This is a genomic window from Halovulum dunhuangense (assembly GCF_013093415.1).
GTDB classification, from domain to species: Bacteria; Pseudomonadota; Alphaproteobacteria; order Rhodobacterales; family Rhodobacteraceae; genus Halovulum; species Halovulum dunhuangense.
The window spans coordinates 16981-42182 of sequence record NZ_JABFBC010000001.1 but is presented as its reverse complement, the minus strand read 5'-3'; the positions used below and the strand labels follow the sequence as shown (position 1 = coordinate 42182).

General features: G+C 68.5%; 22 protein-coding genes. 18 read left to right on the top strand and 4 right to left on the bottom strand.

The features are described from left to right. The first annotated feature begins 22 nt into the window (after positions 1–22). The 6 genes from rsfS (at position 23) to HMH01_RS00170 (ending at position 5470) form a co-directional block, all read left to right on the top strand. Positions 23–460, top strand: a complete 438-nt coding sequence (rsfS, locus tag HMH01_RS00195; RefSeq protein ID WP_171321297.1) for a ribosome silencing factor — start codon at positions 23–25, stop codon at positions 458–460. A gap of 10 nt (positions 461–470) precedes the next feature. Then, a complete protein-coding gene (gene rlmH, locus HMH01_RS00190; protein ID WP_171321295.1) occupies positions 471–941 on the top strand; it encodes a 23S rRNA (pseudouridine(1915)-N(3))-methyltransferase RlmH in 471 nt (156 codons plus the stop codon). Between the two features lie 72 nt (positions 942–1013). Further along, positions 1014–2534 (top strand): 2,3-bisphosphoglycerate-independent phosphoglycerate mutase, encoded by a 1521-nt coding sequence (gene gpmI, locus HMH01_RS00185; RefSeq protein WP_171321294.1) that lies wholly within the window; start codon positions 1014–1016, stop codon positions 2532–2534. Then, positions 2534–3619 carry a murein hydrolase activator EnvC family protein gene (locus tag HMH01_RS00180; protein WP_171321292.1) on the top strand — a complete coding sequence of 362 codons (1086 nt, stop codon included), beginning with the start codon at positions 2534–2536 and terminating at the stop codon, positions 3617–3619. Before gpmI ends, HMH01_RS00180 begins: the two co-directional genes overlap by 1 nt. Positions 3620–3632: 13 nt before the next feature. Continuing rightward, positions 3633–4973, top strand: coding sequence for a S41 family peptidase (locus HMH01_RS00175; protein WP_171321290.1), 1341 nt, complete (start codon positions 3633–3635; stop codon positions 4971–4973). Positions 4974–4984: 11 nt separating this feature from the next. Then, positions 4985–5470 carry an RNA pyrophosphohydrolase gene (locus tag HMH01_RS00170; protein ID WP_171325107.1) on the top strand — a complete coding sequence of 162 codons (486 nt, stop codon included), beginning with the start codon at positions 4985–4987 and terminating at the stop codon, positions 5468–5470. 3 nt (positions 5471–5473) lie between these two features. On the opposite strand, the gene HMH01_RS00165 is transcribed toward HMH01_RS00170, so the two are convergent. Continuing rightward, positions 5474–6040, bottom strand: coding sequence for a DUF1285 domain-containing protein (locus HMH01_RS00165; protein WP_246237246.1), 567 nt, complete (start codon positions 6038–6040; stop codon positions 5474–5476). Positions 6041–6171: 131 nt separating this feature from the next. Here HMH01_RS00165 and HMH01_RS00160 point away from each other — a divergent pair, with 131 nt between their 5' ends. Genes HMH01_RS00160 through HMH01_RS00145 form a run of 4 tightly spaced genes read left to right on the top strand, consistent with a single transcriptional unit; the run spans position 6172 to position 12980 of the window. Next, positions 6172–7185, top strand: coding sequence for an AAA family ATPase (locus tag HMH01_RS00160; RefSeq protein WP_425483596.1), 1014 nt, complete (start codon positions 6172–6174; stop codon positions 7183–7185). Further along, a complete protein-coding gene (locus HMH01_RS00155; protein ID WP_343035108.1) occupies positions 7182–8087 on the top strand; it encodes a DUF58 domain-containing protein in 906 nt (301 codons plus the stop codon). The genes HMH01_RS00160 and HMH01_RS00155 overlap by 4 nt, the downstream gene beginning before the upstream one ends. Then, on the top strand, positions 8088–10877 hold the full coding sequence (locus tag HMH01_RS00150) for a DUF4159 domain-containing protein (protein WP_171321285.1): 2790 nt from the start codon (positions 8088–8090) through the stop codon (positions 10875–10877). Between the two features lie 3 nt (positions 10878–10880). Further along, positions 10881–12980, top strand: coding sequence for a hypothetical protein (locus HMH01_RS00145; protein WP_171321283.1), 2100 nt, complete (start codon positions 10881–10883; stop codon positions 12978–12980). 7 nt (positions 12981–12987) lie between these two features. Here HMH01_RS00145 and HMH01_RS00140 read toward each other — a convergent pair whose 3' ends face one another. Then, a complete protein-coding gene (locus HMH01_RS00140; protein WP_171321280.1) occupies positions 12988–13716 on the bottom strand; it encodes a DUF599 domain-containing protein in 729 nt (242 codons plus the stop codon). 95 nt (positions 13717–13811) lie between these two features. Between HMH01_RS00140 and HMH01_RS00135 the strand changes: the two genes are divergently transcribed. The 5 genes from HMH01_RS00135 to HMH01_RS00115 all read left to right on the top strand — a co-directional run bounded on the left by HMH01_RS00135 (position 13812) and on the right by HMH01_RS00115 (position 19308). Next, on the top strand, positions 13812–15245 hold the full coding sequence (locus HMH01_RS00135; RefSeq protein ID WP_171321278.1) for an FAD-linked oxidase C-terminal domain-containing protein: 1434 nt from the start codon (positions 13812–13814) through the stop codon (positions 15243–15245). Positions 15246–15341: 96 nt separating this feature from the next. Further along, the gene (gene glcE, locus HMH01_RS00130) at positions 15342–16484 is read left to right on the top strand and encodes a glycolate oxidase subunit GlcE (RefSeq protein WP_171325105.1); all 1143 of its coding nucleotides are present in this window, start codon (positions 15342–15344) and stop codon (positions 16482–16484) included. A gap of 16 nt (positions 16485–16500) precedes the next feature. Beyond that, positions 16501–17811, top strand: a complete 1311-nt coding sequence (gene glcF, locus HMH01_RS00125; RefSeq protein ID WP_171321276.1) for a glycolate oxidase subunit GlcF — start codon at positions 16501–16503, stop codon at positions 17809–17811. Between the two features lie 73 nt (positions 17812–17884). Continuing rightward, positions 17885–18718 (top strand): trypsin-like serine peptidase, encoded by an 834-nt coding sequence (locus HMH01_RS00120; protein WP_171321274.1) that lies wholly within the window; start codon positions 17885–17887, stop codon positions 18716–18718. 140 nt (positions 18719–18858) lie between these two features. Beyond that, a complete protein-coding gene (locus tag HMH01_RS00115) occupies positions 18859–19308 on the top strand; it encodes an Hsp20 family protein (protein ID WP_171321272.1) in 450 nt (149 codons plus the stop codon). Positions 19309–19360: 52 nt separating this feature from the next. Here HMH01_RS00115 and HMH01_RS00110 read toward each other — a convergent pair whose 3' ends face one another. Beyond that, positions 19361–21223 (bottom strand): vWA domain-containing protein, encoded by a 1863-nt coding sequence (locus tag HMH01_RS00110; RefSeq protein ID WP_171321270.1) that lies wholly within the window; start codon positions 21221–21223, stop codon positions 19361–19363. Continuing rightward, positions 21220–21759, bottom strand: coding sequence for an RNA polymerase sigma factor (locus tag HMH01_RS00105; protein ID WP_171321268.1), 540 nt, complete (start codon positions 21757–21759; stop codon positions 21220–21222). The genes HMH01_RS00110 and HMH01_RS00105 overlap by 4 nt, the downstream gene beginning before the upstream one ends. Before the next feature lie 229 nt (positions 21760–21988). Here HMH01_RS00105 and HMH01_RS00100 point away from each other — a divergent pair, with 229 nt between their 5' ends. From HMH01_RS00100 to HMH01_RS00090, 3 genes are read left to right on the top strand one after another with little or no spacing between them, the layout of a single operon-like run. After that, a complete protein-coding gene (locus HMH01_RS00100) occupies positions 21989–23950 on the top strand; it encodes an AMP-binding protein (RefSeq protein ID WP_171321266.1) in 1962 nt (653 codons plus the stop codon). Then, entirely contained in the window at positions 23947–24309 is a 363-nt protein-coding gene (locus HMH01_RS00095; protein ID WP_171321264.1) for a hypothetical protein, read from the top strand. The genes HMH01_RS00100 and HMH01_RS00095 overlap by 4 nt, the downstream gene beginning before the upstream one ends. Continuing rightward, entirely contained in the window at positions 24306–25127 is an 822-nt protein-coding gene (locus HMH01_RS00090; protein WP_171321262.1) for an ABC transporter ATP-binding protein, read from the top strand. The genes HMH01_RS00095 and HMH01_RS00090 overlap by 4 nt, the downstream gene beginning before the upstream one ends. Positions 25128–25202: the final 75 nt, after the last annotated feature.

The window sequence follows — 25202 nt, the reverse complement described above, 5'->3', positions numbered from 1 at the left end:
GCGCCGGGGGAAGCCGGCGCGCGTGAAGGAGGACATCGTTCTGAGTGAACGTGCAGAAGCGGCACAGACGGCCGCGACGCCCCGTGAGGCGCAGACTGGGACTGCGTCCGACACAGACCTTCTGAACCTGATCCTGACATCGCTGGATGACGACAAGGCCGAGGACGTGGTCGTGATCGACCTTCGCGGCAAGTCCGAGATGGCCGACCACATGGTCGTCGCCTCGGGCCGGTCATCGCGGCAGGTGGCCTCGATCTCGGAGAAGCTGGCGGACCGCGTGAAGCAGGCCACCGGAGAGCCGGTGCGCATGGAAGGCAAGGACACCGGGGACTGGGTGCTGATCGATTGCGGCGACGCCATCGTTCATGTGTTCCGCCCCGAGGTGCGCGACTTCTACCAGCTGGAAAAGATGTGGCTGTCGGCCGAGGAGCAGTTGAAGCGCGTCCGCACGGACGCGTGACCCCTGTTCGATGCGGGTGACGATTGCCGCCGTCGGCCGGCTGCGTGCCGGGCCGGAGAAGGATATCTTCGACGACTACGCCAGGCGCTTCGAGCGTACGGGCCGGCCGCTGGGGCTGGGCCCGCTGTCGTTGCTGGAGGTGGAGGCGAAGAAGGGCGGCGGCATGGGGGCCGAGGCGCCTCTGCTTGAGGGGGCCTGCCCGCAGGGCGCTTTGCGTGTCGTGCTGGATGAACGTGGCGCGCAGCTTGACTCGCCCGCCCTTGCCGAGCGGATCGCCGGCTGGCGCGACGAGGGGCGGCGCGACATGTGCCTGATGATCGGGGGCGCGGATGGGCTGGCCCCGGACCTGCGCGACCGGGCGGATTTCTCGCTGTCCTTCGGTCGGATGGTCTGGCCGCACATGCTGGTGCGGGTGATGCTGGCAGAGCAGCTTTACCGGGCGGCCTCGATCCTTGCCGGGACGCCCTATCATCGGGACTGACGCCGGCCGCTTTTCATTTTCCGGGGTGGGCACTAGGGTGCGCCCCAACCAGGACAGGCAGGAGAATTCGACATGGTCAGGCCGGTGGTGCTGTGCATTCTGGATGGCTGGGGGCTGAGCGATCGGCGCGAGGGAAACGCGGTTGCGCAGGCCGATACGCCCAACTTCGATCGCCTGATGGCCGAGTGCCCCAACGCGACGCTGACCGCCCACGGCCCCGCCGTAGGGCTGCCCGAGGGGCAGATGGGCAATTCCGAGGTGGGCCACACCAATATCGGCGCTGGCCGCACGGTCTGGATGGATCTGCCGCGGATCGACAACGCCATCGCCGATGGCAGCTTCGACGCCAACCCGGCGCTGGCGCGCTTTGCCGCCGCGCTGAAGAAATCGGGCGGCACCGCGCATCTGGCGGGCCTGGCCAGCCCCGGCGGCGTGCATTCGCACCAGCGTCACATTGCGCGGGCCGCTGCCGTGCTGGCCGCGCAGGGCATTCCGGTGGCCGTGCATGCGTTCCTGGACGGGCGCGACGTGGCCCCGAAATCGGCGGCGGGCCAGATCGCCTCGCTGGAGGCGGACCTGCCCGAGGGCGCGCGCATCGCCACGGTCTGCGGGCGCTTCTTCGCCATGGACCGCGACAACCGCTGGGAGCGGGTGCAGGAGGCGTTCGACCTGGTGGTGTCCGGCAAGGGCGCCAGCGCCACCGACGCCGCAGAGGCGATCGCGGCAAGCCATGCCGCCGGCGCCACGGACGAGTTCGCGACGCCCACGGCCATCGGCGGCTATGCGGGCATGGCCGATGGCGACGGGCTTCTGTTTCTGAACTTTCGCGCAGACCGTGCGCGCGAGATCCTGTCGGCGCTCGCGGATCCCGACTTCGATGCCTTCGACGCATCGGCGCGGCCCCGCTTTGCGGCGGTCTGCGGGATGGTGGAGTATTCCGAGGCGCACAACCGCTTCATGGAGGCGATGTTCCCCGCCGAGGAGATCGTGAACACGCTTGGCCACTGGGTGGCGAAGCAGGGGCTGAAGCAGTTCCGCATCGCCGAGACCGAGAAGTACCCACATGTCACCTTTTTCCTGAACGGCGGTGTCGAGACCCCCGAGGACGGCGAGGTGCGCTACATGGCGCCCAGCCCCAGGGTGAAGACCTATGACCTTCAGCCCGAGATGTCGGCGGCCGAGGTGACCGAGCATCTCTGTGCTGCGGTCCGCTCGGAAGAGTACGCGCTGATCGTCGTGAACTACGCGAACCCCGACATGGTGGGCCATACCGGCGTGCTGGAGGCGGCCATCACGGCCTGCGAGGCGGTGGATGCCGGTGTCGGGCAGCTTCTGGCGGCACTTGACGATGCGGGCGGTGCGATGATCCTGACCGCCGACCACGGCAATTGCGAGACGATGATCGACCCCGACACGGGTGGCCCGCACACCGCACATACGCTGAACCCGGTGCCCGTGGTTCTCTACAACGGCCCGGCAGGTGCGGGGCTGCGGTCGGGGGGCACGCTGGGCGATCTTGCGCCAAGCCTGCTGCAACTCATGGGAATCGAACAGCCGGCCGAGATGACCGGCCGATCGCTGCTGACCGCCTGATGATGAAAGGCGCGCGGGCATTCGTCCTGTTGCTGGTGCTGGCCGGGCCGGTCCATGCGCAGTCGCTCGAGGCGCGGCTCGACGCCCTGCGCGAGGCCGAGGCTGCCATTTCCACCGCCGATACCAACATCGCGCAGCGCCGCGCGCTTGGTCAGGCGGTCCGCGCCTACGAGCAGGCGGAACAGGCGCTGCGGACCGAGATCGCGGCCGTGGCCGGTCGCATCCGCGACCGCGAGCGGGTGCTGGAACAGGAACGCGCGGGACTGCGCCGGCTTCTGGGTGGCGTTGCGCGGATGGGCTCGATCAGCGAGCCGCTGGTTCTGACCGGTGCCGCCAGCCCGATCGACGGGGCGCGCGCCATGCTGCTGATGAAGCGCGCGGCGGGCGCTGCCGACCTGCGTGCGCGCAATGCCGCTGCCGCGCGCGATGCGCTTGAAATGCTGCGCGCCCGGCAGGACGAGGCGCTTGCCCGCATCACGCAGACGCGGGGCCGGCTGGCAGAGGTGCGGGACACCCTGATCGCCCGCGCGGATGCCGACCGCGCGGCAACCGCCGACATTCCCGATATCGGTCCGGATGCCGCCAACCTGGCCGCGCTGGCGATCGCGCTGGAAAGCGCCACCCCCTCGGAGGAAGAGATCATCGAGCTGCCCTTCGAGCCGGGTGGTCTTGCGCTGCCGGTGGACGGAGAGATCCAGCGCGGCTTCGGAGAGGTGGATCCCGCCGGGGTCGAGCGTCCGGGCCTTGCGCTTGCAGCGCCGGGCGGCAGGCTGGTGACGGCGCCGGTGCCGGCAAGCGTCCGCTTCGTCGGAGAACTGGACGGTTATGGCCGCGTGGTGATCCTGGAGCCGGGACTGAACACGCTTCTCGTGCTGGCGGGGATGGAGACAGTCCTGGTCGAGCCGTCCGAGCTGGTCGGGGCGGGCGCACCGCTGGGCTTCCTGCCGGGCGGAGGGGATCACGAAGAATTTTTGCCCGTTTCCGGGTCAGATTCTGGTCAACCCGAGCTGAAAACGCTCTATATGGAATTGAGACACGACCAGAGGCCGGTCGACCCGACGCCCTGGATCGGAAGTTCGGATTGAGGACGGGGAGAGCATGAGAAAGTTCATCATCGCAGCCGCCGCAGGGGCCGGTGCAGGGTTCCTGCTGACGACGCAGTTCGCTGCCCCGATCGTCGCGCAGGAAGTGCAGACCAACGCGGAGACGTATCAGCAGCTCGACCTGTTCGGCGACATCTTCGAACGGATCCGCTCGACCTATGTCGAGGAGGTGGACGAGAAGGCCCTGATCGAAAGCGCGATCAACGGGATGCTGAGTTCGCTCGATCCGCATTCGAGCTATCTGCCGCCGCAGGATTTCGACGACATGCAGGTGCAGACCCGTGGCGAGTTCGGCGGGCTGGGGATCGAGGTCACGCAGGAAAACGGCTTCGTGAAGGTCGTGACCCCGATCGACGATACCCCCGCCGCGCGGGCCGGCGTCCAGCCGGGCGACTTCATCACCCATGTCGACGGAGAGCAGGTGCTGGGCCTGACCCTGAGCGAGGCGGTGGACCTGATGCGCGGGCCCGTCGGTTCGGACATCACCATCACCATCGTGCGCGAGGGTGTCGAGGAACCCTTCGACCTGACGCTCACCCGCGACACGATCACCGTGGCCGCCGTGCGCGCCCGGAGCGAGGGCAATGTCGTGGTGCTGCGCGTCAGTTCCTTCACCGACCAGACCTATCCCAACCTCGAGGAAGGCCTGCGGGAGCAGGTCGAGGCGCTGGGCGGCATGGAGAATGTCGAGGGCTTCGTCGTCGACCTGCGCAACAATCCGGGCGGCCTGCTGAACCAGGCCGTCGCGGTGTCGGATGCCTTCCTCGATGCGGGCGAGATCGTGTCGACCCGTGGCCGCGATCCGCAGGACAGCGACCGCTACAATGCCGAGCCGGGCGACCTGGCCGAGGGCAAGCCGGTGGTCGTGCTGATCAACAACGGGTCGGCTTCGGCGTCGGAGATCGTCGCGGGCGCGTTGCAGGATCACCGCCGCGCCATCGTCGTCGGTACCCGCAGCTTCGGCAAGGGGTCGGTTCAGACCATCGTGCCGCTTCAGGGCGAAGGCGCGATGCGGCTGACCACGGCCCGCTATTACACGCCGTCGGGCCGGTCGATCCAGAGCCTGGGCGTCGCGCCGGACATCATCGTCGAACAGCAGCCGGCGCCGGATGACGCCGAGATGACCGAGGCGGAGGCCGCAGCACAGCGCCGCAGCGAGGCCGACCTGCGCGGTGCGCTGTCCAACGACTCGCTGTCCGAGGATGAGCAGCAGCAGTTCGAGCAGGAGCAGCAGGCCGCCGAGGATGCCGCCCGCCGCCGGCTGGAGGATTACCAGCTGGCCTACGCGCTGGACGTGATCAAGGGCCTTTCGGTCCTGGGCATCGGCGCCGAGTAAGGCCGCGACACCTGCCCAGGATGACTGACCCCGCGTCGCTTCCCTACAGGCCTTGCGTCGGCGTCGTTCTCATGAACGGCGCCGGCGAGGTTTTCGCCGCAGAGCGGATCGACACGCCCGGCGCCTGGCAGATGCCCCAGGGCGGCATCGACGAAGGTGAAACCCCCGAGAGCGCCGCCCTGCGCGAGTTGACCGAGGAAATCTCGGTTCCGGCGGGGGCGGTGGAACTGGTGGCGCGGACCCGTGACTGGGTAACCTATGACCTGCCGCCCGAACTGATCGGCAAGGCCTGGGGCGGGCGCTATCGCGGGCAGAAGCAGCTCTGGTTCCTGTTGCGGCTCGTGGGGGACGAGAGCCAGATCGATCTTGCCACGCCGCATCCCGAATTCCGGGCCTGGCGCTGGATGCGGGCCGATGCGCTGATCGCCGCGATCGTGCCCTTCAAGCGTGCCGTCTATGCGCAGGTGCTGGACGAGTTCGCGCCGCACCTGGCCTGACGCTCAGGCCAGTTCCGTATCGGGGATCATCGGGAAGAACGCCCTGTCCGAGCGTATCCCGAACCAGTCCCGCCCGTCGCGGTGCAGGCTCTCTCCGAGTTCCACCATCCGGTAGAAGCTCTTGCGGTCGATCAGCGCCTCAAGGCCCGCGCGGACGTGCAGGTAGGGGCGCGGCGTGCCGTCCGGCGCGCGCTCGACCCGGATCGGGTTGTCGGGGCCGGCGATGACACGGTCGCCGACATTGGTCAGGAAGGACAGTACCTGGTCGGCGGCACCGGGGCGGCTGACGTCGAAATCCACCGCGACGAAGGGGGCGTCGTCGACCGTGATGCCGACCTTTTCCACCGGGGTGACGAGGAAGAATTTCTCTCCCTCGCGCTTCAGGATCGAGGCGAAGAGCCGGACCAGCGGTTTGCGGCCGATCGGCGTGCCCTGGTAGAACCAGGTCCCGTCCACCGCGATGCGCATGTCGATGTCGCCGCAGAAGGGCGGGTTCCAAAGATGCACCGGCGGCGGACCCTTGCGCCCGGCGGTCTGCGCCGCAGCGGCAAGCCCTTCGGCGGACGGCATCACTTTCCTTTCATCGCCCGAGGTCATCGTTGCCCTTTCCCGCGACCACGTTAGATTTTTCGAGTATGAGTATAGTGGCGCATGGCCCCGATGCCATGATTTCCCGGCGAAAGGAGCAGCGCATGCCCTCGATGGATCAGCCCGAAACCGGCGACATGATCGCAGACCTGGAGGCAGCGGCCGCGCGCCTGGTCACGGCGCGGGAGATGGTCTCCCGGCGGGTGATCGGCCAGCAGAAGGTGGTGGACCTGACGCTGACGGCGCTTCTGTGCGGCGGCCACGCCCTGCTTGTGGGCGCGCCCGGATTGGCCAAGACACGCCTTGTCGAGGCGCTGGGCACGGTCATGGGGCTCGATGCGAACAGGGTGCAGTTCACGCCGGACCTGATGCCATCCGACATCCTGGGCGCCGAGGTGCTGGAGACCGGCGCCGACGGCGCGCGCGCCTTCAAGTTCATCCAGGGTCCGGTGTTCTGCCAGCTTCTGATGGCGGACGAGATCAACCGCGCCAGCCCGCGCACCCAGTCCGCGCTTCTTCAGGCGATGCAGGAGAAGAAAGTCACCATCGCCGGGGCCGAGCGGCCGCTCGACCGGCCGTTCCATGTGCTTGCCACCCAGAACCCGATCGAGCAGGAGGGCACCTATCCGCTGCCCGAGGCGCAGCTCGACCGGTTCCTGTTGCAGATCGACGTGGATTACCCCGACCGCGCGGCAGAGCGCGAGATCCTGCTTGCCACCACCGGGACAGAGGAGGCCGAGGCCGAGCGCGTCTTCGACGCCGCTGGCCTGATCGCCGCGCAGGCGCTGATCCGGCGGATGCCGGTGGGCGAGAAGGTGGTTGACGCGATCCTCGACCTGGTGCGCGCGGCACGCCCCGGTACGGCCGAGGCCAGCGCGCTGGTGGCGGACGACGTGGCCTGGGGGCCTGGCCCGCGGGCGGCGCAGGCGCTGATGCTGGCCGTGCGCGCACGGGCGCTGATGGACGGACGGCTTGCCCCCGGCATAGACGATGTGGCGGCGCTGGCGCATCCGATCCTGGTGCACCGAATGGCGCTCAGCTTCTCGGCCCGCGCCGCCGGTCGGACGCTGGACAGCGTGATCTCTGCGCTGGTGCGTGAAACCCTGCGCGAGGATATCGCCGCGTGACCGAAAGTCCCGCCGATACCGCACGTCACGCCGTCGCGCTGCGCGGCGATGCCGAGAAGGTGGCAGGCAGCCTGCCGCCCCTTCTGGCCGAGGCGGAGCGGCTGGCGATGACAGTGGCCTACGGCGTGCATGGCCGCAGGCGGGCGGGGCAGGGCGAGAATTTCTGGCAGTACCGCCGCGCCATGCCGGGCGACGTCCTGAGCGCGGTGGATTGGCGCCGGTCCGGCCGGTCGGACGCGCTTTTCATCCGCGAGAAGGAATGGGAAGCGGCGCAGACCGTATCGATCTGGGCCGACGATGCGCTGTCGATGGACTACCGCGGGCCGAAAGCCCCCCGCACCAAGGCAGAGCGCGCGCGACTGCTGGCGCTGGCGCTGTCGGTGCTTCTGGTCAAGGCAGGCGAGCGCGTCTCGCTGCTGGGTACCAGCGCCGCACAGCCCCGCTCGGGCGAGACGCAGTTGCGCCGCATGGCGCTGGCGATGGCCCAAGGGCGCGACGACAGGCCGGATTTCGGCGTGCCGCCGCAGGCGCGCTATGCCGCATCGGGCAAGGCGGTGTTCCTGTCGGATTTCATGGGCGACCCGGACGAGATCCTTCCTGCCTTCGGCCATGCGGCCGAGCGCAACGTCTCGGGCTGCTTCCTGCAGATCCTCGACGATACCGAGGAAAGCTTTCCCTTCGACGGGCGCACGGTGTTCCGGTCTGTCGGTGGCAGCGTTGAGTTCGAGACGCAGCGCGCCCGTGCCCTGCGAGATGCGTATATCCAGCGCCTGACAGAGCGGCGCGCGCGCATTTCCGACATGGCGCGTCGCACGGGCTGGCAATTCGGCGTGCACCATACCTCGGAAAGCCCGCGCAAGGCGCTTCTGTGGCTTTACATGGCCGTCGGGGGGCATGGCTGAATGCTGTCGCTCGGTGCCCTCAGTTTCCTGACGCCTTGGCTTCTGTCGGCGCTGATAGCGCTTCCGGTGCTGTGGTGGCTGCTGCGCGCCGTGCCGCCGGCGCCCGCCAGACGCGCCTTTCCGGGCGTGCGCCTGCTTCTGGGCCTCATGGACCCCGAGCGGATGCCCGAGCGAACGCCATGGTGGCTGCTTGCGCTGCGCATGGGGGCGCTGGCGGCCGCGATCCTTGCCTTTGCCGACCCGGTGCTGAACCCCGATACGACCGAGCGTGGCGATGGGCCGGTGCTGGTCGTCGTGGATGGCGGCTGGGCCAGTGCGCCGGGATGGGAACAGCGCATGGCGCGAGCGTCCGAGATCCTGGACCAGGCCGCGCGCGACGGGCGTCCGGCGGCGCTCGTTTCTCTCGCGGATCCGTTGCCGGCGGACGAAGCGCTCGGTTTCCGCGACGCGGCCGAGGTGCGGGCGCGGATCGCAGGGCTGGCACCGCGGCCCTGGAGCCCCGACCGTGCCGGATTTGTCGAGCGGCTGGCCGCGGCCGGTGACGAGGATTTCCAGAGCTACTGGTTTTCTGACGGGCTTGCGACCGAGCACGATGCGGCGCTGATCGAGGCGCTGACCGCGCGTGGCGGGTTGACCGTGGTCAGGGACGATCGCCCGGTCCTGGCGCTTGCCGCGCCCGAATTCCTGGACGGTGCGCTGCGCACGCAGCTTCTGCGCACCGTCGAAGGCGCGGCCCCGTCGGTCGAGATCGCTGCGATCGGCCCCGACCCGCTGGGGATCGAGCGGGTTCTGGGCAGCACGCGTCTGACCTTCGAGCCCGAGGACGGGGCGACGGTGGACGCGGAACTCGATCTTCCGGTGGAACTGCGCAACCGCGTGGCGCGGCTCACGCTCCCCGATCAGCGCTCTGCCGGGGCGGTGGCGCTGGCCGATGACGGACTCAAGCGGCGCAAGGTCGGGCTGATCGCCGGGGGCGACGCGGGAGAGGCGCAGCGCCTGGTCGATCCGCTGCATTACCTGCGCACCGCGCTGGAGGGGAATGCAGACCTGATCGAGGCGTCCCTGCCCGACATCCTGGCCGCGGCGCCGGACGTGATCGTCATGGCCGATATCGGCACGATTCCGGAAGTCGACCGCCCCGCGCTGACCGACTGGGTGCGCGATGGCGGCACGCTGGTGCGCTTTGCCGGGCCGCGGCTCGCCGCCTCGGGCGAGGGGCAACTGGCCGAGGATCCGCTTCTGCCCGTCCGCCTGCGCGCGGGCGGACGCACCGTGGGCGGCGCCATGTCCTGGGGCGCGCCCAAGGCGCTGCGGCCCTTTGCCGAGAACAGCCCGTTCTTCGGGCTGGTCGCACCTGGCGAGGTGACGGTGATGAGCCAGGTGATGGCGCAACCGGACCCGACGCTGCCCGACCGGGTGCTGGCCGCGCTCGAGGATGGGACACCGCTGGTGACCGGACAGGCGCAGGGCGACGGGCGTGTCGTGCTGTTCCACGTCACCGCGAATGCGGAATGGTCGAGCCTGCCGCTCTCGGGGCTGTTCGTGCAGATGCTGGAGCGGCTCGCAGTCTCCTCGGCGGTGGCGCGGCCGGCCGCCGAGGACCTGGCCGGTCAGGTCTGGACACCCGTCGCGGTGCTGGACGGCTACGGTGCGCTGACCGAGCCGCGGCTTCTGTCCGGCGTGGACGGGGCCCGGCTGGTCGAAGATCGCCCCTCGGCCGAGATGCCTCCGGGGATCTACGAATCCGCTGGCCGTCGGGTCGCGGTGAACCTGTTTCGCCCCGGCGACAGCCTGTCGCCGCTTGGCCCGCTGCCGTCGGGCGTGGTCGTCGAAGGCATGGACGTGCAGCCCGAAACCCCTCTGAAGCCCTGGCTTCTGATCGTGGCCCTGATGGCGCTTGCGGTCGACATCCTTGCAACGCTCTGGCTGAGCGGGCGGCTGACAGGCCCCCGGGTCGCGCGCGGCGCCGCGGCGCTGCTGGCGCTGGCCCTTGTCTGGCAGCCCGGCCCTGCCCGGGCGCAGGACGACGACGCCGAGGCCTTTGCCCTTTACGCCACCAACGACACGGTGCTCGCCTATGTCGCCACGGGCGACGCGCGCGTGGACCAGATCAGCGAGGCGGGGCTGACCGGCCTGAGCCAGGTGCTGACACGTCGCACGGCGATCGAGCCGATCGCGCCGGTAGCGGTCGACCTGGAACGGGACGAGCTGGCCTTCTTCCCCTTCATCTACTGGCCGGTGACCGAGACCCAGCAAGTGCCATCCGAGGCGGCCTATGCACGGCTGAACGAGTATCTGCGCACCGGCGGCATGATCCTGTTCGATACCCGGGACGCAAATCTTGGCGGGCGTCTGGGTGGCGGAACCGCGAACGGCCGGATGCTCCAGCGGATCGCCGAGCGGTTGGACATTCCGCCCCTCGAACGTATCCCGCCCGACCATGTCCTGACCCGGACCTTCTACCTGATGCAGGATTTCCCCGGGCGTTATGTCGGTGGCGAGGTCTGGGTCGAAGCTGCCCCCGTGGTCGAGGAAGTCGAGGGAATGCCGTTCCGCAACCTCAATGACGGGGTGACCCCGGTGGTGATCGGCGCGAACGACTGGGCGGCGGCCTGGGCGGTCGATGCAAGCGGCCAGCCGATGTTCCCCGTCGGGCGCGGCGGTGGCGGCGCGCAGCAACGCGAGCTGGCCTTTCGGTTCGGCGTGAACCTGATCATGCATGTGATGACCGGCAACTACAAATCCGACCAGGTCCATGTTCCGGCCCTGCTGGAACGGCTGGGGAACTGAGCGATGGAAAGCACGATCACCTTCGCGCCCCTTCTGCCACTGCCCCTGCTTGCGGCCCTGGCCCTGCTCAGCGCGGGGCTTGTCGCCTTTGCCGTGTGGCGCGGCCTGACCGGCTGGTGGCTGCGCGGGCTGGCGGCGCTGGTCCTGTTGGCGGCGCTGGCCGACCCGCGCTGGCGCGAGGAGGATCGCGCCTACCTGCCCGACATCGCCTTCGTCGTGACCGACGCCACGGCAAGCCAGGGCATCGATGTGCGCCCCGACCAGATGGGCGCGCTGATGCCTGAGCTTTCGGCCCGGCTTCAGGCGCTTGCCGCCCGGGCCGAGGCCGGGCTCGAGATACGGGAGATCAGTGTAACCGACGCGGCCGGCGCCGACGCGGCGCAGGGCAGCCGCCTGCTCTCCGCCCTGGCCGAGGCCGCGGCAGAGGTGTCCGAGGACCGGATCGCCGGCGCCATCCTGGTGACCGACGGGCAGGTCCATGACCCCGAGGCGCTGGCGGCGTTTCCGGCGCCGGTGCATGTGATCCTGACCGGGCGCGCCGATGAATGGGACCGGCGGCTGGTGATGGAAACCGCGCCCGCCTTTGCCATCGTCGGCGAGCAGGTGGAGTTGCGCCTGCGGATCGAGACCCTTGGCCGCGCCCCTGCCGACCTGCCCGAGCGTGTACCGCTGGAAGTATCGGTGAACGGCGCCGAACCGCTGCGCTTCGACATCCTGGCCGATACCAGCCAGACCTTGCCGCTGGAACTGGACCGGGGCGGCATGAATGTCCTTCAGATCACCGTCCCGACCGCGCAGGGCGAGTTGACCGAGCGCAACAACCAGGCGGTTCTGTCGATCAACGGCATCCGCGACCGGCTGCGCGTGCTTCTCGTGTCGGGCGAGCCCTATGCGGGAGAGCGGACCTGGCGCAACCTGCTGAAGTCCGATGCGGCGGTGGACCTGGTTCATTTCACCATCCTGCGCCCACCGGAAAAGCAGGACGGCGTGCCGGTGTTCGAGTTGTCGCTGATCGCGTTTCCCACGCGCGAGCTGTTCATGGACAAGGTCGACGAGTTCGACCTGATCATCTTTGACCGATACCGCCGCCGTGGGGTGCTGCCCTCGCTCTATATCGAGAACATCGCCCGCTATGTGCGCGAGGGGGGCGCGGTGCTGATCGCCTCGGGTCCGGCCTTTGCCGGGGCCGAAAGCCTGTACCGCACGCCGTTGCGCGATGTGCTGCCCGCTGCGCCCACGGCGCGGGTGCTGGAAGAGGGTTTTGTCCCGCGCGTGTCCGCGATCGGCGAGCGGCATCCGGTGACGAACGGCCTGACCGATTTCGCGCCACGTCCCACCGCCGAGGATGGCACCCCCGGCTGGGGCCGCTGGTTCCGCCTGATCGACATGGAGGCGATGTCGGGGGACACGGTGATGGAGGGGCCCGAGGGCCGGCCGCTTCTGGTGCTGGATCGCCCCGGCGAAGGGCGGATCGCGATGCTTGCATCGGATCATGCCTGGCTCTGGTCGCGCGGCTACGAGGGTGGCGGGCCGCAGCAGGAGCTGCTGCGCCGCCTGGCGCATTGGCTGATGCAGGAGCCGGAACTCGAAGAGGAGGTCCTGCGCGCCGAACCCGACGGGGCAGAGGTGACGGTGACGCGCCGCACGCTGGGCGACACGGCCGCGCCCGTGACCGTGACGGGGCCGTCGGGAGAGACATTCGCGCTGAACCTGTCGGAAGTCGCGCCCGGCACCTGGCAGGCGCGCTTTGCGGCAACCGAGAACGGCATCTACCGCCTGTCCGACGGAACCATCGAGGCAGTGACCGCCGTCGGTCCCGCCGCGCCCAAGGAATTCGAGAACCCGGTCTCCGACCGCGCCGTTCTGGCCCCGCTGGCCGACACCACCGGGGGCGGCATCCTGCGTTTCGACGAGGTGGGCACGCCGGATCTGCGGCGCGTGGCCGAGAACCGCACCGCGGAAGGGCGCGGCTGGCTGGGCCTGGTCCGACGCGACGCCTATGACGTGCAGGACATAAGGCTGACGGCGCTGGCGCCCGGCTGGCTCATGCTGTTCCTGGCGGGTGCGCTGGTGTTGGCCGCCTGGCGCATCGAGGGGCGATAGGCGGCTCTCAGCGCGGCGGGCGGTCGTCCGCCAGCAGCACGGCGCGGGTGCGCGACCCGAACTCGCGGCGCCAGAGTATGCCGAGCGTGAAGAGTGTGGCTGCGATCAGCGCCTCGGGCCCGAGAAGCCAAGCCATCGAGGCGAGCGAGAAATAGACCGCCCTGAGCCCCCGGTTGAAGCTGCGTTCCGCGAGAATCCCGATCTCGCCGGCGCGCCGGGCAAGCGCCAGCGCATCCTGGCTGGCTGCGGTGTCGGGCGCGGTGTTCGGGACCGAGGCGATCATCACCGCGCAGTAGCCGAAAAGCCGGATCGCCCAGACGAACTTCAGAAATGCGGCAAGCAGGACCAGCAGCACGACGAGCAGCTTGATCTCCCAGACGATCAGCGGCCCGGTCAACTCGGGCACGATGTCGAGGGCGACGGTGCGCAGCCGCTCGGGCTGGCCCAGCAGCGCCGCGCCACCCCCGATCACGATCAGCGTGGTCGAGGCGAAGAAACTGGATCCCTGGCGCAGGATCGCCAGCACCTGCGAATCGAAGATGCGAACGTCGCGGGCGGCCATCTCCAGCATCCATTCGCGCCGGTAGCGCCGCATCAGGACATGGGTGGAGAGGCGGCGCGCCGGCGGATGCTCGATCAGCAGCGTGGCGCCCAGCATCGCGCCCAGCAGCAGGACCAGCGCAGCCCAGTCGAGCGGCGCGAAGAGCTGCATCAGGGTAAGGGCACGATCGGGCATCGGCGCAGCATCCTGCGGGCAGATGGGCTTTGCAATCCTGAAATTGGTCAGATAACCTAACCAATAACGCCAGCATTTTCCCGCGGAGGTGCCCGATGCAGATGCCCGACCCCGACCAGAGCGTCCTCGCCCGCAAGGAGGCGATCGTGGCGGGCCTGGGCCGCATCCTGCCCGCCGACGCCGTCATCTCGGATCCGGCGGAGACGCGCGCCTACGAATGCGACGCGCTGACCGCCTATCGCTGCCCGCCCCTGGCCGCGGTCCTGCCCTCGACCACCGAAGAGGTCGCCGCGGTGCTGCGCTTCTGCCACGAGCAGGGGGTCAAGGTGGTGCCGCGCGGCTCGGGCACATCGCTTGCCGGTGGCGCGCTTCCGACCGCCGACAGCATCATCCTGGGCGTCGCGCGGATGAACGCGGTGCTGGAAACCGATTACGCGAACCGGGTGATCCGGGTGCAGACCGGGCGCACCAACCTGAGCGTGACCGGCGCGGTCGAGGCGGATGACTTCTTCTACGCGCCCGACCCGTCGAGCCAGCTTGCCTGCGCCATCGCCGGCAATATCGGCATGAATTCCGGCGGCGCGCACTGCCTGAAATACGGGGTTACCACCAACAACCTGCTGGGCGTCAAGCTGGTGACGATGCAGGGCGAGATCGTGGAGCTTGGCGGCGCGCATCTGGATGCGGCCGGATACGATCTGCTGGGCGTTCTCTGCGGTTCCGAGGGCCAACTGGGCGTCGTGACCGAAGCGACGCTGAGGATCCTGCGCAAGCCCGAGGGCGCGCGGCCGATCATGATGGGCTTCGACGCGAACGAGGTGGCGGGCGCCTGCGTGTCGGACATCATCAAGGCAGGCGTGCTGCCGGTGGCGATCGAGTTCATGGACCGGCCCTGCATCCGCGCCTGCGAGGCCTTTGCCAAGGCCGGCTACCCGGATGTCGAGGCGTTGCTGATCGTCGAGGTCGAGGGCTCTGAGGCCGAGATCGAGGAGCAGCTTGCGAAGATCAAGGAGATTGCCCTGCGCCACAACCCGACCGAACTGCGCGAAAGCCGGTCGGCCGAGCAGTCGGCCGCGATCTGGAAGGGCCGCAAGTCCGCCTTTGGCGCGATGGGGCAGATCAACGACTACATGTGCCTCGACGGAACGATCCCGGTCAGCCAGCTGCCGCATGTCCTGCGCCGCATCGGCGAGATGTCGAAGGAATTCGGCCTGGACGTCGCCAACGTGTTCCATGCGGGCGACGGCAACATGCACCCGCTGATCCTGTTCGATGCCAACAAACCAGGCGACCTGGAGCGGTGCGAGGCATTCGGGGCCGAGATCCTGAAACTCTGCGTGGAGGTGGGCGGCTGCCTGACCGGCGAGCATGGGGTGGGCGTCGAGAAGCGCGACCTGATGCTGGCGCAATACACGCCAGAGGATATCGAGGCGCAACTGCGGGTGAAGGACGTGTTCGACCCGAAATGGCTGCTGAACCCGGCCAAGGTATTCCCCCTGGAGACGACCGAGACGCGGCGCGCGGCATGAGCGGGAAGGGGGCGCTCGCGCCCCCTCTTGCCCCCGGGTAGCCGGGGGCAATTCACCCCCTGAGGATATTTGAGGAAAGTGGAAGGCAGGCGCGTGATCGAACCGAGGGACGAGGCGGAACTGGCCGGGATCGTGGCGGACGCGGCAGCGGCCGGGCGCGCGCTTTGCATCAAGGGCGGGGGCACGCGCCAGGAGCTGGGTCATCCGGTCGAGGGCGCATCGCTGTCGCTTCGGGGGGTGTCGGGTATAACGCTCTACGAGCCGGGCGCGCTGACGCTGGTCGCGCGGGCGGGCACGCCCCTGGACGAGATCGAGGCGGCGCTGGCCGCCGAGGGGCAGCGGCTGCCTTTCGAGCCGATGGACCACCGGCTGCTGTTCGGGACCGATGGTGCGCCGACCATCGGCGGGGTCGTGGCCGCCAACGTCTCGGGCCCGCGGCGGGTCCAGGCCGGCGCCTGCCGCGACAGCCTGATCGGCGTGCGCTTCGTGGACGGGAGCGGCGCGGTCCTGAAGAATGGCGGGCGGGTGATGAAGAACGTCACCGGCTACGACCTGGTGAAGCTGATGGCCGGCAGCCATGGCACGCTGGGCGTGCTGACCGAGGTGTCCTTCAAGCTGCTGCCGGCACCCGAGACGGCCGCGACGCTGCGGATTGCAGGGCTTGGCGATGCAGAGGCCGTAGCGGCGATGTCGGCGGCGCTGGGCTCTCCTTATGACGTGACGGGGGCAGCGCATCTGCCGGCGGGGACCGGGGACGGGCCGCTGACCCTGATCCGGCTGGAGGGTTTCGAGAAGTCCATCGCCTATCGCTCGGCGGCGCTGCGGGACCAGCTGGGCCGGTTCGGCCCGGTCGAGATCGAGACGGACGCGACCGAGGTGGCGGCGCGCTGGGCCGGCCTGCGCGATGCGCGCGCCGTTTCGGGCGGCGCGGGCGACATCTGGCGGATTTCGGTCAAGCCTGGCGACGGGCCGGCGGCGCGGGCGGCCCTGGGGCCCGAGACGGTCAGCCATTTCGACTGGGGCGGCGGGCTGATCTGGGCCCGCGTGCCCGAGGGACAGGATGTGCGCGCGGCGCTGGCCGGCATCCCGGGCCATGCGACGCTGGTGCGCGCGAGTGCTGCGACCAAGGCGCGGCTGGGCGTGTTCCAGCCCGAGGCGCCGCCGCTGGCGCGTATCGCGGCCGGGCTTCGGGCCAGGTTCGATCCGCGCGGCATCCTGAATCCGGGGCGCATGGGCTGAAGGAAGGACGACGGGAATGCAGACGAACTTCACCCCCGAACAGCTGAAGGATCCCGCCATCGCGCGCGCCAACGAGGTGCTGCGCGCCTGCGTCCATTGCGGTTTCTGCACGGCGACCTGTCCCACCTACCAGGTGCTGGGCGACGAGTTGGACAGCCCGCGCGGCCGGATCTACCTGATCAAGGACATGCTGGAGAACGACCGTCCGGCGGATGCGAAGACGGTCAAGCATATCGACCGGTGCCTGAGCTGCCTTGCCTGCATGACGACCTGCCCCTCGGGCGTGCATTACATGCATCTGGTCGACCATGCCCGCGCGCATATCGAGAAGACCTATCGCCGGCCCTTCATGGACCGGGCGTTGCGCTGGGTTCTGGCGCGGATCCTGCCTTATCCGGGGCGCTTCCGGCTGGCGCTGCTGGGGGCCAGGATCGGCCGGCCGCTGCGCCGCTTCCTGCCCGACCCGCGGCTGCGCGCCATGCTGGAGATGGCGCCCGCGACGATCCCGCCCGTGTCGCGCAATGACGATCCGCAGGTTCTCCCGGCCATGGGCGAGCGGCGGATGCGGGTTGCCCTGATGACCGGCTGCGCGCAGCGCGCACTCGATACCGACATCAATGACGCGACGATCCGGCTGCTGCGCCGGCATGGCTGCGAGGTGGTGATCGCCGAGGGGGCGGGGTGCTGCGGGGCCCTGACGCATCACATGGGCCGCGAGGACGAGAGCCACTCGGCCGCCGCGAGGAACATCCGCGCCTGGGTGCGCGAGATGGATGGTGCGGGCCTGGATGCCATCGTCATCAACACCTCCGGTTGCGGCACCACTGTCAAGGATTACGGCCACATGTTCCGCACCGGTCCGATGGCGGGGGAGGCGGCGCGCGTGTCTTCCATCGCGCGGGACGTGACCGAGGTGATGGCCCAGATCGGGCTGAGGGGTGCGGTCCATGCGCCGCAGCTGCGGGTGGCCTATCACGCCGCCTGTTCGCTTCAGCACGGGCAGAAGATCACCACCCATCCGAAGAAACTGCTCAAGGATGCCGGCTTCGAGGTGGTGGAGCCCGCGAACGCGCATCTTTGCTGTGGCAGTGCCGGCACCTACAACCTGATGCAGCCCGAGATCTCGAAGGAGCTGAAGGCGCGCAAGGTCGCGACGCTGGAGGCGGTGGCGCCGCAGGTGATCGCGGCCGGCAACATCGGCTGCATGATGCAGATCGGGTCGGGCACGGGGGTCCCGGTGGTGCACACGGTCGAACTGCTGGACTGGGCGACCGGCGGCCCGGTGCCGCGCAAGTGGCAGCAGCGGGTGCCGCTGGCGGCCGAGTGAGGCCGCGAGTTTCTGCGGCAAATCCTGCGGAAAATCATTTTCCGTTAACCTTCTTGCCGCTTATGCTGGTTGCATGCGGTGGTTGATCGGAACGTTTCTGGCTCTTGCGACGCTTGGCTTGCCGGCCGGCGCCAGTGATCCGAGCGCGCCGCGCCTGCTGGTCGATGCGACCGAGGCTCGGGCCTGGGCAGGGGTTGGGCGGCTGGACCTGGCCGATGCGGGGTTCTGCACCGCCACCTTGATCACCGATCGCCATGTGCTGACAGCTGCCCATTGCCTGTTCTCGCGCCGCACCGGAGAGCTTTACGCGCCCGAGCGCATCGTCTTTCAGGCCGGGCTGCGCAACGGGCGGGCCGCCGCGACCCGGAGCGGGCGGCGCTTCATCCTGCATGACGAGTACCGCTATGACGACGAGGACAAGCTGAAGCGCGTGGCGACGGATCTTGCCATCGTGGAACTGGACCTGCCGATCCGCAACGCGACCATCGTGCCGTTTCAGCCGCATCGCTACCCCCGCTCGGGCGACCGGGTGACGATGGTCAGCTATGCTGCCGGGCGGGAGGATGCGCCGGCGCTGCAGGAAGAGTGCAACATGCTCGATATCCGCGGTGACGTGCTGGTCTATTCCTGCGACGTGACCTTCGGCGCGTCGGGCTCGCCGGCCTTCATCATGTCCGAGGACGGGCCGCGCATCGCCTCGATCGTGTCCGCGATGGCGCAGTGGCGCGAGAAGGAGGTTTCGCTGGCCGCCTCTCTCGGATCCCCGCTCGAGACGTTGCTTGCCCGGCTCGAGGAAACCGACCCGGTATTCCGATCGACCATCGCTAGCGAGGACGGGTCGCGCCCTTCCATCGCGTTGCAGCTCGGGCGCGACGCGAGCAACGGGCTGCCGCAGATCGACCGCTGATCCGCCCCTCTTGAACCCCGGCGCGGGGTTTCCCAAATTCCTGTTGCCGGTCGCCGCGTGTCGGGGCCGGCGACACACCCGGACCCGTCCGATACCGGAGGGTCCCTGCGAAACGTATCGCTTCTGATGGAGGATGCACCATGCGTAGCTATGACCTTTCCCCGCTGTACCGCTCGACCGTCGGTTTCGACCGGCTGGCCAACATGCTCGACACCGTCCTGAGCAACGATACCGGCGGGCAGACATATCCCCCCTACAACATCGAGAAGACCGGCGATAACGCCTATCGCATCACGGTCGCCGTGGCCGGGTTCACCGAAGCCGAACTGGAGATCGAGGCCCGCGACGGGCAGCTGGTGATTTCCGGCAAGAAGGCGCCCGAGGATGGCGACCGGCGTTACCTGCACCGCGGGATCGCGACCCGTGCCTTCGAGCGGCGCTTCCAGCTGGCCGATCATGTCCGCGCGACCGGCGCCGTGACCGAGAACGGCCTGCTGCATGTGGACCTTGTCCGCGAGGTGCCCGAAGAGCTGAAGCCGCGGCGTATCGAGATCGCCACGGCGCCGGCGCTGGAACCAGCGGCGAACTGATCGCCGCCTGAGGTCCCTCTGTACGGGGCCCGGCCTTTCGGCCGGGCCTTTTTCATTCGATCATCCCGGCCAGACCGATCAGCCGCACCAGTTCTGCCCGGTAGCCGAACGGGTCCGCGCCGATGGCGCCGCGTGCCAGCGCCTCGGCTTCCGGCCAGTCCCATCCGGGCAGGTCTTCGCCGCGCAACAGCAGTCCGAAGCCTGCGACGGCGGCGGCGAACTCGGTCTCCCGGGTGGGAATATCGGCGGCGTCGGGCAGGATCGGCATATCGATCAGCTTGCTTTCCGTCTCTCCGGGCTGCTTGTAGCGCAGGGAAAGATACGCCAGCTCGTCCGAGGGGGTGCCGACCGGGGCCGCCTCTCCATAGCGGAGCGGGCGCGCGCGTTCCGCGGCAGACCCACGCGGCGTGATCTCGTAGATCGCCGTCACCTGATGGCCGGCGCCCACTTCTCCGGCATCCACCCGATCGTCCGCGAAATCCGTGCGATCCAGTGCCCGCGTCTCGTAGCCGATCAGCCGGTATTCCGAGACCTGTGCCGGGTTGAACTCGATCTGCACCTTCACGTCGCTTGCCGCGGTGACAAGGCTTGCGGTCATGTCCTCGACCAGCACGCGCCGGGCCTCGGACAGGGTGTCGATATAGGCGGCGAAACCGTTTCCGTTCTGCGCCAGGCTCTGCATGATCGCGTCGTTGATGTTGCCGCGGCCAAAGCCCAGAACCGACAGGCTGACGCCGCCTTCGCGCTTTTCCGCGATATATTCCTCCAGCCGCGCTGGATCCGACAGACCAAGGTTGAAATCCCCGTCGGTCGCCAGGATCACCCGCGTCTCGGACCCGTCGCGTTGCATGCGCTCGGCCACCGCATAGGCCGTTTCCAGCCCCGCGCCGCCCGCGGTCCCACCGCCGGCCGAGAGTTGGCCGAGTGCCGCGAGGATCGTCTGCCGCTCGCTGGCCGGTGTCGGGTCGAGCGCCATGCCCGCCGACCCGGCATAGGTCACGATCGAGACGCTGTCATTCTCGTCCAGCCGGTCGAGCAGCAGGCCGAAGGAGCGCAGCAGAAGCGGCAGCTTGTCCGGCATGTCCATCGAGCCCGAGGTGTCGATCAGGAACACCAGGTCGAGCGGGGGGCGCGTGCCATCCGGTATCGCGCTGGTGATCGCCACATGCAGAAGCCGCGTGTCCGGGTTCCAGGGCGTGGGCGCCACCGATACCGACGGACGCAGCGCGTCGGCACCCTCGGGCTGCGGATAGGCGTAGTCGAAATAGTTGAGCATCTCCTCGATGCGGATTGCATCGGCGGGCAGCTTGTAGCCGCCCTGGAGCGAGGAGCGAAGCAGCGCATAGGATGCCGTGTCCACGTCGATCGAGAAGGTGGAGACGGGATGCTCTGCCGTGATCTTCAGCCCGGCGCCCGTCAGTTCCGGGAACTGCTCGCCCTCAGGCATGGGCATGCCGGCCATGTCGCTTTCCGCAATCGGGCTGACCGCGGCAACCGGGGGCGCGGCATTGCTCATGCGGGCCTGCGGCGGAACGACCTGCGGGGCCGGCGGGCTGATCGCCGGCTCGGCCAGAAGGCTGTCGCTTGCGTCGAACTCGCTGGGCGCAAAGGCCGGGCGGGTGGGGTCGATGTCCCGCACCAGCACCGCCGCGACGGCGATGCTGGCCAGCGCGGTGGTGCCGACCAGCGCGCGGGTGGGGGTCAGGGTGTTCAGCATGGCGCGTACTCCTTTCCAGAACCCGGCCGCCTTCGTGGGCCGGTCTGGTGTGGGACGCACTTGCGCCTGCGATCCTTGGGTGTGGCGGGCAAAATTTTCCGCGGCGATGCGAAGCGCACGGTCGCGCGCCGCGTCCGATGCAGGCGGCGTGCCGTCCTTCATCGCGCCCCGGAGGCGGTCGAGCGGGTCTTCGGTCATGCTCGCAACTCCTCTTCTGCCAGCGCGCGCAGGCGGCGGCGAACCTCGCTCATGCGCCAGCTGACGGTGCCTTCGGATATCTCCAGCACCTCGGCCGCCTGGGCATGGGTCAGATCCTCGCCCAGCACCAGCGCCACGGTTTCACGCAGGTCGCCGGGCAAAGCCGCCAGCGCCGCGTCAAGCCAGGCCTGCGCTGCATGCGCTTCTGCCGCTTCGGCGCGGCGGGCATGTTCGACCTCGCCCCAGCCATCCGATGCGCGGGCCTTGGCGGCCTGCCGGCGCAATCTGTCCCGCGCCGCGTTCAGCACCAGCCGGTGCAGCCAGGTGGTGAAGGCGGCCTCGCCCCGGAACGACGTCAGCCTTGCGGGCAGCGCCGCGCAGATGTCCTGCGCCAGGTCCTCGGCCTCGGCCCTGATGCCCAGGACACGGTAGCCAAGGCGATAGATCCGGTCGTAGTGCCGCGCGACCAGCAGGCCGAAGGACGGACCGTCCCCCGCCTTTGCGGCACGCACCAGAACAGCATCGCTCGGCTCCATCCTCATGCCCCTTGGACGCGGCCAGCGCCCGGTTCCTTGGTCGCAGTCTGTGATTTTTTGTCGGGCCCGTCACCCGCAATGGGGAAATGAACGATGGTTCAATTTTTTCGATGGACCTGCGAAACTTTGTTGCTAACATGATCCGTGGTGGCCTTTGGAAAGGCAAACCGCGAACCGGAAAACCGGGCGCGGCGGCAGGCAACGTCCTGCGACACGGGAGGTAGAACGGATGACGTCGCAGGCTCTGTCCGGCGCGCTGGACACGTTCCCAAAGCTGCTGGCGCGGAATGTCCGCGAATTCGGTGCGCGCCCCGCGTATCGAGAGAAGGAATACGGCATCTGGCAGGGCTGGAACTGGACCGAGGTGGCGGCCGAGATCGACGCCCTGGCCAAGGGGCTGATCGCGCTCGGGCTCGATCGGGGCGATCATGTCGCGGTGATCGGACGGAATCGCCCGCATCTCTACTGGGCGATGATCGCGACGCAGAAGGCAGGCGGCATTCCGGTTCCCCTGTACCAGGACTCGGTGGCCGAAGAGATGGCCTATGTGCTGGACCACTGCGGCGCCCGCTTCGTGGTGGCCGAGGACCAGGAGCAGGTGGACAAGGTGCTGGAGGTGCAGAGCCGCCTGCCCGGACTTCAGCGCATCATCTATCTCGACCCCAGGGGGCTGCGGAAATACGACCATTCCCATCTGCACCGCTACAGCGACGTGCAGGAAATGGGCCGGGCCCATGCACTCGATGCCGAGATGGACCTGCGAAGCGGCGCCCTGACGGCCGATGATACCTGCGTCATGCTTTACACCTCCGGGACCACGGGGCGGCCGAAGGGCGTGGTGCTGAGCCATGACAACATCATCCGGACCGCCCGCGCCTCTGCCGGGGTGGACGGGCTCAACGCTGCGGATTCGGTCCTTGCCTATCTGCCGATGGCCTGGGTGGGGGATTTCATCTTTTCGGTGGGGCAGGCCTATTGCACCGGCTTCTGCGTCTGCTGCCCGGAAAGCGCCGACACCATGCAGGCCGACCTGAGGGAAATCGGGCCGACCTTCTTTTTCGCACCGCCCCGCTTCTTCGAGGGGCTTCTGACCAACGTCACCATCCGGATGGAGGATGCGGCGCGCTTCAAGCAGGCGCTTTACCGCCATTTCATGCGACTTGCCCGAAGGGTCGGCCCGCGCATCCTGGATCGCAAGCCGGTTTCGGCTGTCGACCGGCTGCACTACCGGCTGGGCGAGGCGCTGGTCTATGGCCCGCTCAAGAATGCGCTGGGCCTGAGCCGTGTGCGGGTCGGCTATACCGCCGGCGAGGCGATCGGGCCCGAACTGTTCGATTTCTTCCGCTCGCTGGGCATCAACCTGAAGCAGCTCTACGGCCAGACCGAGGCCAGCGTGTTCATCACCCAGCAGGCCGATGGCGACGTGCGGGTCGATACCGTGGGCACGCCCACGCCCGGGGTCGAGATCCGCATCGCCGAGAATGGCGAGGTGTTCTACCGCTCGCCCGGCGTGTTCCGGGAGTATTACAAGAACCCCGAAAGCACCGCCTCGACCAAGGATGCCGAGGGCTGGGTCGCCACCGGCGATGCCGGCTTCATCGAGGAAGGCACCGGCCATCTGCGGATCATCGACCGCGCAAAGGATGTGGGCAAGCTGGCCGACGGTCGGCTGTTCGCGCCGAAATACGTCGAGAACAAGCTGAAATTCTATCCCAACATCCTGGAGGCGGTGGTCTTCGGCGCCGGGCGCGAGATGTGCTGCGCCTTTCTCAACATCGACCTCACGGCGGTGGGCAACTGGGCCGAGCGCAACAACATCGCGTATGCCAGCTACCAGGAACTCGCGGCGCATCCGCGCGTCTACGAGATGTTCCAGCGCCATGTCGAGGAAGTGAACGAGAGCCTTGCCCGCGACGAGATGCTGTCGGGCTGCCAGGTGCACCGGTTCCTGATCCTGCACAAGCAGCTTGACGCCGATGACGGCGAACTGACCCGCACCCAGAAAGTCCGCCGGCGCATCATCGAGGAGAAATACGCCGAACTGATCGCGGCGCTCTATGGCGGGGCGAGCAGTATCTACACCGAGACCGAAGTCACCTACGAGGATGGCCGAAAGGGCAGCATCAAGGCGACGCTGGAGATCCGAGACGCCCGCGTGGTGCCCGCCGATACCCGGAGAGCGGCGGCATGACCCCGCGCAACCCGGGCCCCGGGCAGCACGCGGAAGCCGCGGCGCTGCGCCTTGTCGGAGTGCTGGCCCTGCTGGGTGCGACCGGCTGGCTGCTCTTGTCGGATTATCACCCGTTGACGCTGGCGGTGCTGATCGCCGCCTATTTCGTGGGGTATGTCGCCCTGCGCCTGATGTGGTTCCTTGACGGCAACCGCCTTACGCCACGCGGTCTTCAGGTGGGGCTGGGCTGGGCGCTGACGGGCTTCAACCCGGAAACCGAGGAATACGACATCCGCCCGGTGCGGGTCTATTTCCTGCTGCTGGCGCTGCTGGCGGCGGGGTTGTTCCTGCGTCCCATAGCCAGATGGATCGCGGCATGAGCCTGGATACCGCCGAAGGCAACGTGACCCCCGATGGCCGCCAGATCGGCGGCGTGCTGATGGAGTTGCGGAACATCACCCTGCGGTTCGGCGGGGTCGTCGCGATCAAGGACATCAGCTTCGACATCCGCGAGGGCGAGATCCGCGCCATCATCGGCCCGAACGGTGCGGGCAAGTCCTCTATGCTCAATATCATCAACGGCTTCTATCACCCGCAGGACGGCGAGATCTGGTTCCGCGGCCAGCGCCGCAAGGCGATGAAGCCGCACGAGATCGCGCATCTGGGGATCGCCCGCACCTTTCAGAACATCGCCCTGTTCAAGGGGATGTCCACGCTCGACAACATCATGACCGGCCGTTTCACCAAGATGCGCGCGCCGTGGTGGCAGCAGGCGCTGTGGACCGGCCCGGCCGAACGCGAGGAAGTGGCGAACCGCGAGATCGTCGAGAAGATCATCGACTTCCTGGAAATCCAGCACATCCGCAAGACGCCGGTCGGGCGGCTTCCCTACGGCCTGCAGAAGCGCGTGGAACTCGGCCGGGCGCTGGCGGCCGAGCCGAAGCTTCTGCTTCTGGACGAGCCGATGGCCGGGATGAACGTCGAGGAGAAGGAGGACATGAGCCGCTTCATCCTGGACGTGAACGACGAGTTCGGCACCACGATCGCGCTGATCGAGCATGACATGGGCGTCGTCATGGACATCTCGGACCGGGTGGTGGTGATGGATTACGGGGCAAAGATCGGTGACGGAACCCCCGATGAGGTGCGCAACGATCCCAAGGTGATCGACGCCTATCTGGGGGTTGCACATGATTGAGGCAGATGGCGGGTTCGGGGGCCCTTCTCCCGGAATGTGACGGGGGGAATTCCCGAAACGGGTGTAAGCTTCGGG